This window comes from Massilia sp. TWR1-2-2 (assembly GCF_049897565.1).
Taxonomy (GTDB): domain Bacteria; phylum Pseudomonadota; class Gammaproteobacteria; order Burkholderiales; family Burkholderiaceae_D; genus JAFCUW01.
The window spans coordinates 87,901-101,134 of the sequence record NZ_JAFCWM010000007.1 but is presented as its reverse complement, the minus strand read 5'-3'; the positions used below and the strand labels follow the sequence as shown (position 1 = coordinate 101,134).

Below are 13,234 nucleotides of genomic sequence, written 5' to 3'. Positions count from 1 at the left end.
CATGCTGATCGATTTCTTCTACACGCTGAAGGACGCCAAGATTCCAGTGACGATCAAGGAATTCCTGACCCTGCTCGAGGCGATGGAAAAGAACCTGATCGGCCAGTCGATGGACGACTTCTATTACTTGTCGCGGCTGGCAATGGTCAAGGACGAGGCGCATTTCGACAAGTTCGACCGCGCCTTTGCGCAGTATTTCAAGGGCATCAACGGCGCCTTCGAGACCAACAGCGCGATTCCGCTCGACTGGCTGCTCAAGCGGATGGAGCGCGAGCTGACGCCCGAGCAGAAGGCGGCGCTGGAAAAATTTGGCTACGACAAGCTGATGGACCGGCTCAATGAATTGCTGAAGGAGCAGAAGGAGCGCCACGAAGGCGGCAGCAAGTGGATCGGCACCGGCGGCACCTCGCCGTTCGGCAACGGCGGCACCAATCCGGAAGGCATCCGCATCGGCGGCGCCGGCGGCAAGCGCACCGCGGTCAAGGTGTGGGAGCAGCGCTCGTACAAGGATTACGATGCCGAGCGCGAGCTTGGCACGCGCAACATCAAGGTCGCGCTGCGGCGGCTGCGCAAGTTCGCGCGCGAAGGCGCCGACGAGGAACTGGCGTTGGAGGCCACCATCCACGCCACCGCCAGCAATGCCGGCTGGCTCGACATCAAGATGCAGCCGGAACGCAAGAACAAGATCAAGGTGGTGATGCTGCTCGACGTTGGCGGCAGCATGGACGACCATATCGAGCGCACCGAGGAATTGTTCTCGGCGGCCAAGACCGAATTCAAGAACATGGAGTTCTACTATTTCCACAACTGCGTCTACGATTACCTGTGGAAGAACAACCGGCGCCGCCAGGCCGAGCGCTTCCCGACCTGGGACATCCTGCGCAAGTATCCCGCCGACACCAAGCTGATCTTCGTAGGCGACGCCACCATGAGTCCGTATGAAGTGCTGCAGCCGGGCGGCTCGGTCGAGTACAACAACGAAGAAGCCGGCGCCGCATGGCTGGCGCGCTTTTGCAATGCCTTTCCCAAGTTCATCTGGCTCAATCCCGAGCCCGAGCCCGTGTGGCAATACCGCCAGTCGATCTCGGTCATCAAGCAAATCATGAACAATCGCATGTTCCCGCTGACCATCGACGGCCTCGAGCGCGGCATGCGCTTGCTGAGCAAGTAACAGCCGCAACGCTCGCAGCAGGGGTCTGACCGCTCGATCAGCGTCTGATCCCATCAACCGTGCGCGCTGCCCTCCTCTTGTAGAATCGCCCAAGCGCTTACCACGCGAAGGACCCACATGTCCGATCTGTTGTCGATACTTACCAGCCTGGCCTGGCCGCTCGCTGTCGCCGTGGCCTGGCTCGCCGGTGAATTCGGCCAGCGCTGGACCGGTTTGCCGCGCGTCTCCTTCTACGGCCTGGTCGGCTTCGCACTCGGCGCCGCCCAGATCGGCGTGCTGCCCAAGCCGGAAGGCGGCGCCGTGCTGTTGCTGGCCGACATAGCCTTCGCGCTGATGCTGTTCGAACTGGGCTACCGCATCAACCTGCGCTGGCTGCGCACCAACCCGTGGATCGGCATCGCCGGCCTGGTCGAGTCGGCCGCCACCTTCATTGCCGTCTATTACGTCGCCGTCGCGTTCGGCAGCGCCCAGCTGACGGCGCTGATGCTGGCGTCGCTGTCGATGGCCACGTCGCCGGCCACCTTGGTGCGGGTCATCAACGAGCTTCGCAGCTGCGGCCAGGTCACCGAGCGGGTGATGCACCTGTCGGCGCTGAACTGCGTGCTGTCGGTGTTCGCCTTTAACATCGTGGTTGGCTTCTGGCTGTTTCGCAGCTCGGACGACCTCGCCCACGCCGCCCTCAACAGCCTGGTCGTGCTGGCGCTGTCGGCGCTGGCCGGCGCCGCCGCCGGCATCGTGGTGCCGGGCTTGCTGCGCGCGCTCGGCAACATGGCGCAGGACGCCACCGTCGCGTTCGCGCTGTCGGTGATCCTGCTGGTGTCGGTCACCTACACCTTCCAGCTCTCGCCAGTAGTCGCCGCGCTGGCGTTCGGCCTGACCGCGCGCCACCGCCGCGTCACGTTCGGCCAGGCGCAGCGCAACTTCGGCGCCCTCGGCGAATTGCTGGCGGTGCTGCTGTTCGTATTCGCCGCCTCCACCCTCGACTGGCGCGACGTGTTGTCCGGCGGCGCGCTGGCGCTGGCCATCATCGCCGTGCGGCTGCTGACCAAGACGGCCGGCGTCGCCGCTTTCTCGCACCTGTCGGGCATCTCGTGGCGCAAGGGCGCGCTGACCGGACTCGGCCTGGCGCCGCTGTCGATCTTCGTCGTGCTGCTGCTCGAACACGCGCGCCAGGCCGGCATGCTGATGGCCGAGCCGGTGCGCGCGCTGGCCGCCGTCATCCTGCTGCTCGAACTGTGCGCCCCCATCATCTTGCAGCGCGCCCTGATCTGGGCGCGCGAAACACCGGAGCAACACCATGGCACTTGAACCGTTTGCCCAGTCGGAGGCGCTGACCTTCGGCGTCGAACTCGAGCTGCAACTGGTGAGCCTGTCGGACTTCGACCTGACCGCCGCCAGTCCCGACCTGCTGCACCTGCTGGGCAAGAAGCCCTTCCCCGGCAATGTCACGCCGGAAATTACCGAGAGCATGATCGAGATTAATTCCAGTGTGCAGAGCAGCCACGCGCCGCTGCTGGCCGAACTGCACCTGATCCGCAACACGCTGGTGGCCGCCGCCGACACGCTCAACATCGGCATCTGCGGCGGCGGCACCCATCCTTTTCAGCACTGGTCGGAGCAGAAGATTTATCCGAAGCCGCGCTTCCAGGAACTGTCGTCGCTGTACGGCTACCTGGCCAAGCAGTTCACCATCTTCGGCCAGCACGTGCACATCGGCTGCAGTTCGGGCGACGACGCCATGTTCCTGCTGCACTCGCTGTCGCGCTACGTGCCGCACTTCATCGCGCTGTCGGCGTCGTCGCCGTTCGTGCAGGGGCGCGACACGCTGTTCGATTCGGCACGGCTGAACTCGGTGTTCGCATTCCCGATGAGCGGGCGCGCGCCGTTCTGCCTGCGCTGGGACGACTTCGCCAACGTCTACTACGCCAAGATGGAAGCGACCGGCATCATCAAGAGCATGAAGGATTTTTATTGGGACATCCGGCCCAAGCCCGAATTCGGCACCATCGAGCTGCGCGTGTGCGACACCCCGCTCACGGTCGAGCGCGCCGCGGCGCTGGCCGGCTACCTGCAGGCGCTGTGCCGCCACCTGCTCGAGCGCACCGAACCGCCGCCGGTCGAGGACGACTACCTGGTCTACAACTACAACCGGTTCCAGGCCTGCCGCTTCGGGCTCGACGGCGCCATCACGCATCCAAAAACCTACCAGACGGTGTCATTGCGGGAAGACATCTTGAAGACGCTGGCGGCGATGGCGCCGCACGCCGAGGTGCTCGGCAGCACGGTGGCGCTGCGGCATCTGCAGGCCGCGGCCGACGGCGCCAGCGATGCGAATTATCTTCGCCAGCAGTATGCGGCCGAGGGCAATTGCGAGGGAATGGTCGATTCGGCGATCCGCCGTTTCCGGGGCTAAGGGGTCTGACCCCGGTTGTTCAGTTGGGGGGCGGACCCCGGTTCAGTTGCAGCTGACCATACCGGGCTCAGCCCCCCTAACGGAAGAACCGGGGTCTGACCCTAGAACCGGGTTTCGCGGGCGGCGCGTAGAAATTCGTCGAGGATCGGCGTGCAGTCGAGCAGCTCCTGGCCGCCGGCGCGGTGGAACTCGGGATGCCATTGCAGCCCCATCACGAAATCGGCGCGCTGGTAGCGGATCGCTTCGACGATGCCGTCCGGATCGGACATCGCCTCGACGACGATGTCGCGCCCGAGCTCCTTCACCGCCTGGTGGTGGATCGAATTGACGACCGGCCGCTGCTGCTTCGGGAACATCTTGCCCAGCGACGAGCCGGGCGGGAACACGATCGAATGGCGATGGGCATCGTAGTCCGGGTGCACGTGCGCCAGGGCCTGCGGCACGTTGGTGGCGACGTCCTGGTACAGGCTGCCGCCGAAGGCCACATTGATCAGCTGGCAGCCGCGGCAAATGCCCAGCACCGGCTTGCCCGCTTCGACGAATTCGTGCAGCAGTTCCAGTTCATACAGGTCGCGCGCGCGGTCGCCGCCCCACTCGGGCCGCGTGGCCGCTTCGGAATAGGTTTGCGGCGAGACGTCGGCGCCGCCCTGCAGCACCAGGCCGTCGAGGTGGCGCGCATAGTGGCGCAAGGTGATGTTGCTCGGATGGAGCAGGCCATTGGTATTCACCGTCGGAATCATGAACACCAGCACGTCGCGCGACATCACCCATTGGGCGATCGACTCTTCAAGGTATTGCAGGTTCTTCGAGCGCAGGCCGGTCGAGCCGGCCTCCGGATGGAAGATGCGCGCCGAGACGCCGATGTTGAGGGTGCGGCGCATGAAGTCGCGGCTGAAGCGCTCGCGCACCGACCGCCAGCGCGACGAGATGACCCGGCCGGCCAGCGCCAGCGGCGTGTCGTGGCTGCGCTGGTAAGGCGGGGTGCGCGCGCCGCGCCCGACCTCGTGCTCGCGGGCGCGGCGGTCGGGAACGCGCGCCGGCGGACCGTCCGGTTCAGGGTTGGCGCGCCGTTCGGCGATGAGCGGATCGGGCTTGTCGGTGTCTGACATGCCTCAACTATAGCGCCGCTGCCGGGACGCACGATTTAAATTCGTAACAAAGTCGCGTAGGCAATCAGGGCAGCGACATCAGCTTCTTGATCGCCGAACACAAGTGGCGGTCGGCGACCGGCTTGTCGAGCATGCCGCGCACGCCGACCGCGCGGGCGCGCGGCGCGTCGTAGCTGAAGCTGCGCCCGACCAGGAATACCACCGCGGTGCGCTCGGCCGTCGGCAGGCCCTTGACGTCGGCGCACAGCCGGTACGGGTCGACCTGCGGCGTCGAGGTATTGATCATCAACACCGACACCGACGTTTCGTCGCACAGGCGCAGCGCGGTGCCGGCGCTGTCGGTCCATTCGACCGGCAGGCGGCGCGCGCCGAGCACCCTGGCGACGTGGTCGCGGAAGGCGCCGCCCTTGTCGACGATCAGGATGGCGCCGGCCGGCGGCTCCTTGCGTTTTTGCTCGATCAGCGCCGGGTCGGTCAGGTCCATGTCGAGGCGCGGCCGGCGGCGCCGCTCGATCACCACCGGCAGCTGGCCGCGCGCGGTCAACTGCGCCAGCGCCTGCGCGCGCCTGGCAATCAGTTGCGCCAGCAGATGGTGCATGCGCACCGGGTCGATCGGCCGGGCCAGCTGCGGGAAGGCGAAGGCGGCGGCGGCCTGGCCGACCAGCAGCGCGGGCGTGACGTCGGTGGGATTGGCGGCCGACAGGCGCGTCAGCGCCAACAGGTCGTCGGCGTTGGCGATATACAGGTCCGGCTCTTGCAAACTGTCGTCGAGCAGGCAAAAATACGACGGTCCCGCGGCCGGCGCCTGCGCCAGCGCAGCGCAGACCTGGGCGGCCTCGGCGGCGTCGAAACCGATCAGGCGCACGGCGAACGGATATTTTGGAGAATGCATTTTTTGCATCGAAAAACGGCACTGGGGACGAGGCTGCGGCCAACTGGCGCGCCTGCCGTATGAATCTAACCACAATCGCGCGCGCTGGCAAGTAGAATCATTCTCGCCAAGTTCTGCCTTTTCCGCCCGACAAGATAGAATGCGCAGGCATCCGCATAAATGAAAACCAGTATGGCCACTAAAAAACCCGCATCCGACTACAGCGAATCATCGATCCGCGTCCTCAAGGGACTCGAACCTGTCAAACAGCGCCCGGGCATGTACACCCGCACCGAAAATCCGCTGCACATCATCCAGGAAGTGATCGACAACGCCTCCGACGAGGCGCTTGGTGGGCATTGCCACAACATCGGCGTGACGATCAACGTCGACGGCTCGATCACGGTGGAGGACGACGGCCGCGGCATCCCGGTCGGCTTGCACCCGGAAGAAAACGTGCCGACCGTGGAAATCGTCTTCACCCGCCTGCACGCCGGCGGCAAGTTCGACAAGGGTTCGGGCGGCGCCTATGCGTTTTCGGGCGGCCTGCACGGCGTCGGCGTATCGGTTACCAACGCGCTGTCGGCGCGCCTCGAGATCACGGTCTGGCGCAAGGAGAGCGACGGCAACGGCCTGCACCACCTGGTTTTTGCCGACGGCGACGTCATCGAGCCGCTCAACTCGCGCCCTGCCCCGCGCGACGGCAAGAAGTCCGGCACGCGCGTGACTGCCTGGCCCAATCCGAAGTATTTTGATTCGCCGACGATTTCCGCCGTCGAGCTGTCGCGCCTGCTGCGCTCGAAAGCGGTGCTGCTGCCCGGCGTGACCGTCACCTTGACGACGGCCAAGACCGGCGACGTGCAGACCTGGAAGTACGACGAGGGCCTGCGCGGTTACCTCAACGAGATGCTGGCGCAGACCACCGGCGGCGGCGAGACCGTGATTCCCGTATTCGAAGGCGCGCAGTACGCCAGCGCCGAGTCGGAAGGCTTTGCCGAGGGCGAAGGCGCCGCGTGGGTGGTGGCCTGGACCGAGGAAGGCGCCGTGGTGCGCGAGTCGTACGTCAACCTGATTCCGACGTCGAATGGCGGCACCCACGAATCGGGCCTGCGCGACGGCCTGTATGGCGCCGTGAAGAACTTCGTCGAGATGCACTCGCTGCTGCCGAAAGGGGTCAAGCTGCTGCCCGAAGACGTCTTCGCGCGCGTCTCGTTCGTACTGTCGGCCAAGGTGCTCGACCCGCAATTCCAGGGCCAGATCAAGGAGCGGCTCAATTCGCGCGACGCGGTGCGGCTGGTATCGACCTTCACCAAGCCGCCGCTCGAAGTGTGGCTGAACCATCACGTCGAATACGGCAAGAAGCTCGCCGAGCTGGTCATCAAGCAGGCGCAGTCGCGCCTGCGTTCGCTGCAAAAAGTCGAGAAGAAGAAGTCGTCCGGCGTGGCGGTACTGCCCGGCAAGCTGACCGACTGCGAATCGTCCGACATCGCCCGCAACGAGATTTTCCTGGTCGAGGGCGACTCGGCCGGCGGCTCGGCCAAGATGGGGCGCGACAAGGAATTCCAGGCCATCTTGCCGCTGCGCGGCAAGGTGCTCAATTCGTGGGAGACCGACCGCGACCGGCTGTTTGCCAACAACGAGATCCACGACATCGCGGTGGCGATCGGCGTCGACCCGCACAGTCACGGCGACAGCCCGGACCTGTCGGGCCTACGCTACGGCAAGATCTGCATCCTGTCCGACGCCGACGTCGACGGCTCGCATATCCAGGTGCTGCTGCTCACTTTGTTCTTCAAACATTTCCCGGCCCTGTTCACCAATGGCAACATCTGCATCGCGCGCCCGCCGCTGTTCCGGGTTGATGCGCCGGCGCGCGGCAAGAAACCGATCCAGAAGCTGTACGCGTTGGATGCCGGCGAGCTGGTGGCGATCGAAGACAAGCTGCGCAAGGATGGCGTGAAGGAAGGCGCGTGGGGCATTTCGCGCTTCAAGGGCCTCGGTGAGATGAACGCCGAGCAACTGTGGGAAACGACGATGAACCCCGACACGCGGCGGCTGTTGCCGGTATCGCTGGGCAGCTTCAACCACGTCGACTCGTCGGCGCGCTTCAACATGCTGATGGGCAAAGGCGAAGCCGCCGCCCGCCGCGCCTGGATCGAAGAGCACGGCAACGAAACCGAAGCCGACATTTAAGCACCAACACCGGGTTAGATAACATCGGGGTCAGACCTAGGTCTGACCCCGAATTGAGTTAGATTAAATTTTATGTCATCACAAGCAACCTTATTTGATGTGCCGCCGGCGCCGCCGGGCGGCGAAGCGCCTCCGCCGCCGCCGCCGCCGCATGAGCTGGCGCCGCCTCCACCGCCGCCACCAGGCGACGGCGACGACTGGCTGACGCTGTCGACGTTCGCCGAGCGCGCCTACCTCGACTACGCCGTGTCGGTCGTCAAGGGCCGCGCGCTGCCGGACGTGTGCGACGGCCAGAAACCGGTCCAGCGCCGCATCCTGTACGCGATGAATGAACTCGGGCTCGGCCCGACCTCCAAGCCACGCAAGTCGGCCGCGGTCGTCGGCGACGTGCTGGGCAAACTCCACCCGCACGGCGATCAGTCGGTCTACGACGCGCTGGTGCGCATGGCGCAGGACTTCTCGCTGCGCTATCCGCTGATCGACGGCCAGGGTAACTTCGGCTCGCGCGATGGCGACGGCGCCGCGGCAATGCGCTACACCGAGGCGCGCTTGACGCCGATCGCGCGCCTGCTGATGGACGAAATCGACCAGGGCACGGTCGACTTCCAGCCGAACTACGACGGCTCCACGGTCGAACCGAAAACGCTGCCGGCGCGCCTGCCGATGGTGCTGCTCAATGGCGCCTCCGGCATCGCCGTCGGTCTCGCTACCGAGATCCCGTCGCACAACCTGGCCGAAGTGGCCAAGGCGGCGGTGGCGATGATCCGCGACCCGAAGATCACCCACGCCGAACTGATGGCGATCATCCCGGGCCCGGACTTCCCGGGCGGCGGCCAGATCATCACGCCGGCATCGCAGATCGCCGAGATGTACGCCACCGGCCGCGGCAGCATGAAGGTGCGCGCGCGCTGGAAGATCGAAGAGCTGGCGCGCGGCCAGTGGCAGGCGGTCGTGACCGAACTGCCGCCGGGGACCTCGTCGCAGAAGGTGCTCGAAGAAATCGAGGAGCTGACCAACCCGAAAATCAGGATGGGCAAGAAGGCGCTGTCGCCCGAGCAGCTGACGATGAAGCAGACCATCCTCGGTTCGCTCGACACGATCCGCGACGAATCGGGCCGCGCCGCGCCGGTGCGCCTGGTGTTCGAGCCGAAGTCGAAGAACCAGGACCAGGGCGAGTTCATGCTGATGCTGCTCGCGCATACCTCGCTGGAGTCGTCCAATTCGATCAACCTGGTGATGATCGGCGGCGACGGCCGCCCGCGCCAGAAAGGCCTGGGCGACATCCTGCGCGAGTGGATCGAATTCCGCTTCATCACGGTCAAGCGCCGCACTGAATTCAAGATGGGCAAGGTCGACGACCGCATCCACATCCTCGAAGGGCGCGAGGCGATCCTGCTCAACATCGACAAGGTGATCAAGATCATCCGCAATTCGGACGAGCCGAAGGCGGCGCTGATCGCCGAATTCCGCTTGTCCGACCGCCAGGCCGAGGACATCCTCGAGATCCGCCTGCGCCAGCTGGCGCGCCTGGAAACGATCAAGATTCAGCAGGAGCTGGCCGAACTGCGCAAGGAAAAAGCGACGCTGCAAGACATCCTCGACAACCCGTCGACGATGAAGCGCGTGATCATCCGCGAAATCGAAGCCGACGCCAAGGCGTTCGGCGACGTGCGCCGCACCGTGATCGAAGAAGCGCAGAAAGCAGTCTCCGAGCAGAAGGTCATCGACGAACCGGTCACCGTGATCGTGTCGGAAAAAGGCTGGGTGCGCGCGCGTACCGGCATCGGCCACGACGCCGCCCAGTTCACCTTCAAGGCCGGCGACGCGATGTACGGCGCCTTCGAGTGCCGCACCGTCGACACGCTGCTCGCCTTCGGCGACAACGGCAAGGTGTATTCGGTGCCGGTGGCGGCGCTGCCTGGCGCGCGCGGCGATGGCGTGCCAATCACCACCCTGGTCGACTTGTCGGGCGGCGCGCGCATCCTGAACTACTTCGCCGGCAGCGCGCAGACGCAGCTGGTGCTGGCGTCGTCCGGCGGCTACGGTTTCTTGTCGAAAGCGGGCGACATGGTGAGCCGCCTGAAGGGCGGCAAATCGTTCCTCACGCTCGACGCCGGCGAAGTGCCGCTGCCGCCGCGCGTGGTCGGCGACAAGGCCGGCGCGCTGGCATGCCTGTCCGAAAAGGGACGCGTGCTGGTGTTCGGCATGAACGAGATGAAGGTGCTCACCAACGGCGGGCGCGGCGTGATCCTGATGCACCTCGAGCCGAAAGAGAAGCTGCTGGCGGTGCAGCCGATCACGCAGAAAGGCCTCAACGTGATCGGCACCTGGGCCGGCGCGAAGCCGCGCGTGGTCGAACTGTTCGCATCAAGCCTCGAGCCGCACTTCGGCAAGCGTGCGCTCAAGGGCAAGGCGCTGGTGCAGAAGGTCAAAGCGGTGTCGCTGGCGATGCGCAGTACGGAGTCGGACGCGCTCTGACCACGCCCGCATCGTCGACATGCGGCTGCATGATGTCGGCGATCCACTGCATGGAGCGCTGCGCGCGCATGGCGACGTGGCGCCGGTTCGGGTATAGCAAGGTCACCGGCATCGGCGCCGCGCGGTACTCACCGAGCACCGCAACGAGCTGGCCGCTTGCCAGCAGTTCGCCGACACCGGTGCGCGGCGCCTGGATGATGCCAAGTCCGGCCAGGCACGCTGCCTGGTAGGCGCGGCAGCAGCGGGATGACGATGTTGCGCGCCACGGCCACCGGCATGTCGACGCGCAGGCGTCCGCTCAGCTCGGCGGCGCCATGGCGAAACAGCGTTTGCAGCTCTTCCATCTCGTCGAGCATGTGCTTGCTGCGCTCATGAAACGTCATGCCGTCCGGCGTCATGTGCACCCGGCGCGTGGTCCGCTGCAGCAAGCGCGTGCCCAGTCCGGTCTCGAGCTGGCGGATCGCCGTCGATACCGCCGCCTTCGACATGCCCAGGCTGTCCGCCGCCTGCGTAAAACTGGCCAGCTCGGGGCGCGACAATGCGCAGTTGATCAGCTTTGTGGCGTCGCAAACGGCGCTGGGCCGGGTCGGCCTGCCGGAAGATATCGGCGGCGCGATCGCCAGCCTGTCGGGAGAAAACAGCGGCGGGATCGATGGCCAGCGGGTAGAAGCATCGGGCGGAATGCTCCTCTGACCTGCTTTCGCTGCGGGCAAAAAAAAAGGACAGCTCGCGCTGTCCTTTTTGATTACCGCAGCCCGAATTACTTGGCAGCGGCTTTCTTCACGTCAGCAGCTGCTTCAGCTTTCTTTTCGGTGGTCTTGGCGGCGGCGACAGCTTTGTCAGCCTTCGCTTCGACGACAGCTTTTTCAGCTTTAGCGTCGGCTTTGACCATGGTCTTTTCAGCTTTCAGGTCAGCTTTGGCGACTTTGGTGTCGGCCTTGGCTTCTGCTTTCATTTTGTCTTCTGCATCGGCCTTGCCGACTTTTGCAGCGGCCGAAGCTTTTGCTTTTTCAGCTTTAGCGGCTGCTTTAGCTTTCTTTTCGTCGGCCTTGGCCAGTGCCTTTGCAGCTTTTTCGTCAGCTTTGGCGACGTCTTTGGCTTCAGCAGCTTCGGCTTTCACAACGGTCTTTTCAGCTTTCACTGCAGCTTTGGTCACAGCTGGGGTTGCCGGAGCGACGGCAGGAGCTTGTGCGTACACCGAAGTAGCGAACAGACCAGCGATCAGGGCAGCGAGTACTTTATTCATGGTGTTTCCTTTAAGTGATGAGTAGGGTTCTGGACGTTGTGGGCCGGGCCTGGTCAGGCGACAGTCCGATCGTCTTCTTTCATTTCTCGTCCGAAACTTTCGCAAGGGAACGAGGCAAGAATATGACGTCTCAACAACATGGTCGGTACGCTACCGTACACACATGACCTCGCTGTTCCCTCCCTAAACGTGGCACATCGTTAATCGGTTGACACGCGGCCATATTTACATTGATGCCGCCAATCACCTTACTTTCGCCCGCCCACACGGGCGTAAAGGTCGATAATGGTGCTGATTCCATCCTGACAGACGTTACAGAAAGTTTCACTTCGATCGAACATGATGCACTGCATCTCGGAGCGGTAGTAACCGGTCGCCTCGTAATTGGCCCCTTCGAAGGCGCCGACGGCATGCCGGTGCGGCGCCGGCGAAAACAAGGCGTTGGTGTGCGCCAGGTCTTCGCGAAACAGCGCGCTCATCTCCGACTCGGGCCGGTTGGCCTTGCGCAGCGCCGCCCGGCGCGCCTGGTAGGCGCGTGAATTTTCCTCGTAGGTCGCTTTCGGCCAAGGCGTCGGCAGCGGCGTGCCGGCCTTGACGTGGCGCTTCCATTTCAGTTTGGCCGGGTCGCGCAGCGCCGTCACGTTCGGCTCCCACGGCTCGACGCGGGCGCCGCCCGTTGCATAGGCTACCGGCGACGTGTAGTACTCGTCGGCCAGGCCGGCGAAGTGGTGGCCGAATTCGTGCACGAACAGGTAGTTGGCCCAGTCGTTGCCGGCCGCCGCGGTGCTGAACTGGCCGAAGATGCCGCCGCCGCCGTAGGTGTCGTTGTTGACCAAAATTTCGATGAACTCGTACGGCGCGTGCTGGGCGATGTCGCGCAGCGCGCGGTTGTCGAGCGTGAGCACATAACGCTCGCTGCCGAAAATATCGTAGCGGCTGCCCAGCGCCGACGCGTGGTGCACGCCGGTCGACGGGCGCGACACGCCGCCCTCCTGGGTCGGCACCGCCATGCCCCAGACGTTGAAGTCGGCCGCGCGCTGGCGAAACGGCGACACCTTGAACAGGTGATCGGCCAGGCGCCGCGCGTCGGCTTCGAACTTCGGCATATCGGCGGCGGTGTAGCCGTCGCCGAGGATCAGCAGGTCGACCTTGTCGGGCGACGGGCCGCTGACCCGGATCGGAATGGCGGGCGCCGGCGCCGGCGCCTGCTTGCGAATAACCTCCGGCGCGGCGCTGTCGACGTCGACGCTCCACACCACCGAAAACTGGTTGCGCTCGTCGCGCTTGAGGATGCGCACGCGCACCGGCTTGTCCTGCTGCGGAAAGCGCACCGACTCGTGGAAACCGCGGCTCATCCTGGTCGCTTCGTCGGTGGTGCGCCACTCGCCGAAGATGGTGGAGAAGCCGCGCGAGTACAGCAGGTCGCCGGTCTTGGCGTCGACCACTTCGACGCGGTTCTGGCCGCGGTCCGTGTTGTCCAGGTTTTGCGCCAGGTTGCCGGGCCATGGCAGCGGTTCGACCAGCACGCGCTCGATGGCGTAGCTGTCCGACAGCGCGTTACCGCTGTGGAGGTAGTCGACGCGGATGGTGGCCGGCGCCTGCGCGTGGGCCAAGCCGGCGGCAGCGAGCGCCAGCGCGCCAGCCAGGGAACGGAACAGGGACATGGGTGCACCTCGCGGGATTAACAATGAGCAGCATTGTAATCCCGGCCGCGACGCCATGAGGGAAGTTGAAAGGGAAATTGGTGAGGGTG

General features: G+C 64.9%; 9 protein-coding genes and 2 pseudogenes. 6 read left to right on the top strand and 5 right to left on the bottom strand.

Going from position 1 to position 13,234, the window contains the following annotated elements:
- Nucleotide 1 precedes the first annotated feature (1 nt).
- The 3 genes from ACP7DD_RS08710 (at nucleotide 2) to ACP7DD_RS08700 (ending at nucleotide 3,584) form a co-directional block, all read left to right on the top strand.
- On the top strand, nucleotides 2-1,171 hold the full coding sequence (locus ACP7DD_RS08710; RefSeq protein ID WP_426174342.1) for a vWA domain-containing protein: 1,170 nt from the start codon (nucleotides 2-4) through the stop codon (nucleotides 1,169-1,171).
- Between the two features lie 117 nt (nucleotides 1,172-1,288).
- Complete coding sequence (locus ACP7DD_RS08705; RefSeq protein WP_426174341.1) at nucleotides 1,289-2,479, top strand: cation:proton antiporter; 1,191 nt, start codon at nucleotides 1,289-1,291, stop codon at nucleotides 2,477-2,479.
- Nucleotides 2,469-3,584 carry a YbdK family carboxylate-amine ligase gene (locus ACP7DD_RS08700; RefSeq protein WP_426174339.1) on the top strand — a complete coding sequence of 372 codons (1,116 nt, stop codon included), beginning with the start codon at nucleotides 2,469-2,471 and terminating at the stop codon, nucleotides 3,582-3,584. Before ACP7DD_RS08705 ends, ACP7DD_RS08700 begins: the two co-directional genes overlap by 11 nt.
- A 101-nt stretch (nucleotides 3,585-3,685) precedes the next feature.
- On the opposite strand, the gene ACP7DD_RS08695 is transcribed toward ACP7DD_RS08700, so the two are convergent.
- Nucleotides 3,686-4,693 (bottom strand): gamma-glutamyl-gamma-aminobutyrate hydrolase family protein, encoded by a 1,008-nt coding sequence (locus tag ACP7DD_RS08695; protein ID WP_426174338.1) that lies wholly within the window; start codon nucleotides 4,691-4,693, stop codon nucleotides 3,686-3,688.
- 64 nt (nucleotides 4,694-4,757) lie between these two features.
- The gene (locus ACP7DD_RS08690) at nucleotides 4,758-5,585 is read right to left on the bottom strand and encodes a response regulator (RefSeq protein ID WP_426174337.1); all 828 of its coding nucleotides are present in this window, start codon (nucleotides 5,583-5,585) and stop codon (nucleotides 4,758-4,760) included.
- A 171-nt stretch (nucleotides 5,586-5,756) separates the two neighbouring features.
- Between ACP7DD_RS08690 and ACP7DD_RS08685 the strand changes: the two genes are divergently transcribed.
- Nucleotides 5,757-7,757 carry a DNA topoisomerase IV subunit B gene (locus tag ACP7DD_RS08685; protein WP_426174336.1) on the top strand — a complete coding sequence of 667 codons (2,001 nt, stop codon included), beginning with the start codon at nucleotides 5,757-5,759 and terminating at the stop codon, nucleotides 7,755-7,757.
- Nucleotides 7,758-7,829: 72 nt separating this feature from the next.
- Nucleotides 7,830-10,235, top strand: coding sequence for a DNA topoisomerase IV subunit A (gene parC / locus ACP7DD_RS08680; protein WP_426174335.1), 2,406 nt, complete (start codon nucleotides 7,830-7,832; stop codon nucleotides 10,233-10,235).
- On the opposite strand, the pseudogene ACP7DD_RS08675 reads toward parC, so the two are convergent.
- Nucleotides 10,186-10,789, bottom strand: a pseudogene (locus ACP7DD_RS08675) (LysR family transcriptional regulator). The gene parC and the pseudogene ACP7DD_RS08675 overlap by 50 nt on opposite strands.
- Here ACP7DD_RS08675 and ACP7DD_RS08670 point away from each other — a divergent pair.
- A pseudogene (locus ACP7DD_RS08670) lies at nucleotides 10,767-10,928 on the top strand (short-chain dehydrogenase); the annotation flags it as partial. The pseudogenes ACP7DD_RS08675 and ACP7DD_RS08670 sit on opposite strands and share 23 nt — an antisense overlap.
- Nucleotides 10,929-10,995: 67 nt before the next feature.
- On the opposite strand, the gene ACP7DD_RS08665 reads toward ACP7DD_RS08670, so the two are convergent.
- Both ACP7DD_RS08665 and ACP7DD_RS08660 read right to left on the bottom strand, forming a co-directional pair.
- A complete protein-coding gene (locus ACP7DD_RS08665) occupies nucleotides 10,996-11,481 on the bottom strand; it encodes a hypothetical protein (protein WP_426174334.1) in 486 nt (161 codons plus the stop codon).
- A 248-nt stretch (nucleotides 11,482-11,729) separates the two neighbouring features.
- Nucleotides 11,730-13,145, bottom strand: coding sequence for a M64 family metallopeptidase (locus ACP7DD_RS08660; protein WP_426174333.1), 1,416 nt, complete (start codon nucleotides 13,143-13,145; stop codon nucleotides 11,730-11,732).
- Nucleotides 13,146-13,234: the final 89 nt, after the last annotated feature.

What these genes read in the sequence shown, in the direction of transcription:
- ACP7DD_RS08660 (WP_426174333.1), bottom strand. Translation starts at nt 13,145, where the DNA reads ATGTCCCTGTTCCGTTCCCTGGCTGGCGCGCTGGCGCTCGCTGCCGCC.
- ACP7DD_RS08700 (WP_426174339.1), top strand. Translation starts at nt 2,469, where the DNA reads ATGGCACTTGAACCGTTTGCCCAGTCGGAGGCGCTGACCTTCGGCGTC.
- ACP7DD_RS08695 (WP_426174338.1), bottom strand. Translation starts at nt 4,693, where the DNA reads ATGTCAGACACCGACAAGCCCGATCCGCTCATCGCCGAACGGCGCGCC.
- ACP7DD_RS08705 (WP_426174341.1), top strand. Translation starts at nt 1,289, where the DNA reads ATGTCCGATCTGTTGTCGATACTTACCAGCCTGGCCTGGCCGCTCGCT.
- parC (WP_426174335.1), top strand. Translation starts at nt 7,830, where the DNA reads ATGTCATCACAAGCAACCTTATTTGATGTGCCGCCGGCGCCGCCGGGC.
- ACP7DD_RS08665 (WP_426174334.1), bottom strand. Translation starts at nt 11,481, where the DNA reads ATGAATAAAGTACTCGCTGCCCTGATCGCTGGTCTGTTCGCTACTTCG.
- ACP7DD_RS08690 (WP_426174337.1), bottom strand. Translation starts at nt 5,585, where the DNA reads ATGCATTCTCCAAAATATCCGTTCGCCGTGCGCCTGATCGGTTTCGAC.
- ACP7DD_RS08710 (WP_426174342.1), top strand. Translation starts at nt 2, where the DNA reads ATGCTGATCGATTTCTTCTACACGCTGAAGGACGCCAAGATTCCAGTG.
- ACP7DD_RS08685 (WP_426174336.1), top strand. Translation starts at nt 5,757, where the DNA reads ATGGCCACTAAAAAACCCGCATCCGACTACAGCGAATCATCGATCCGC.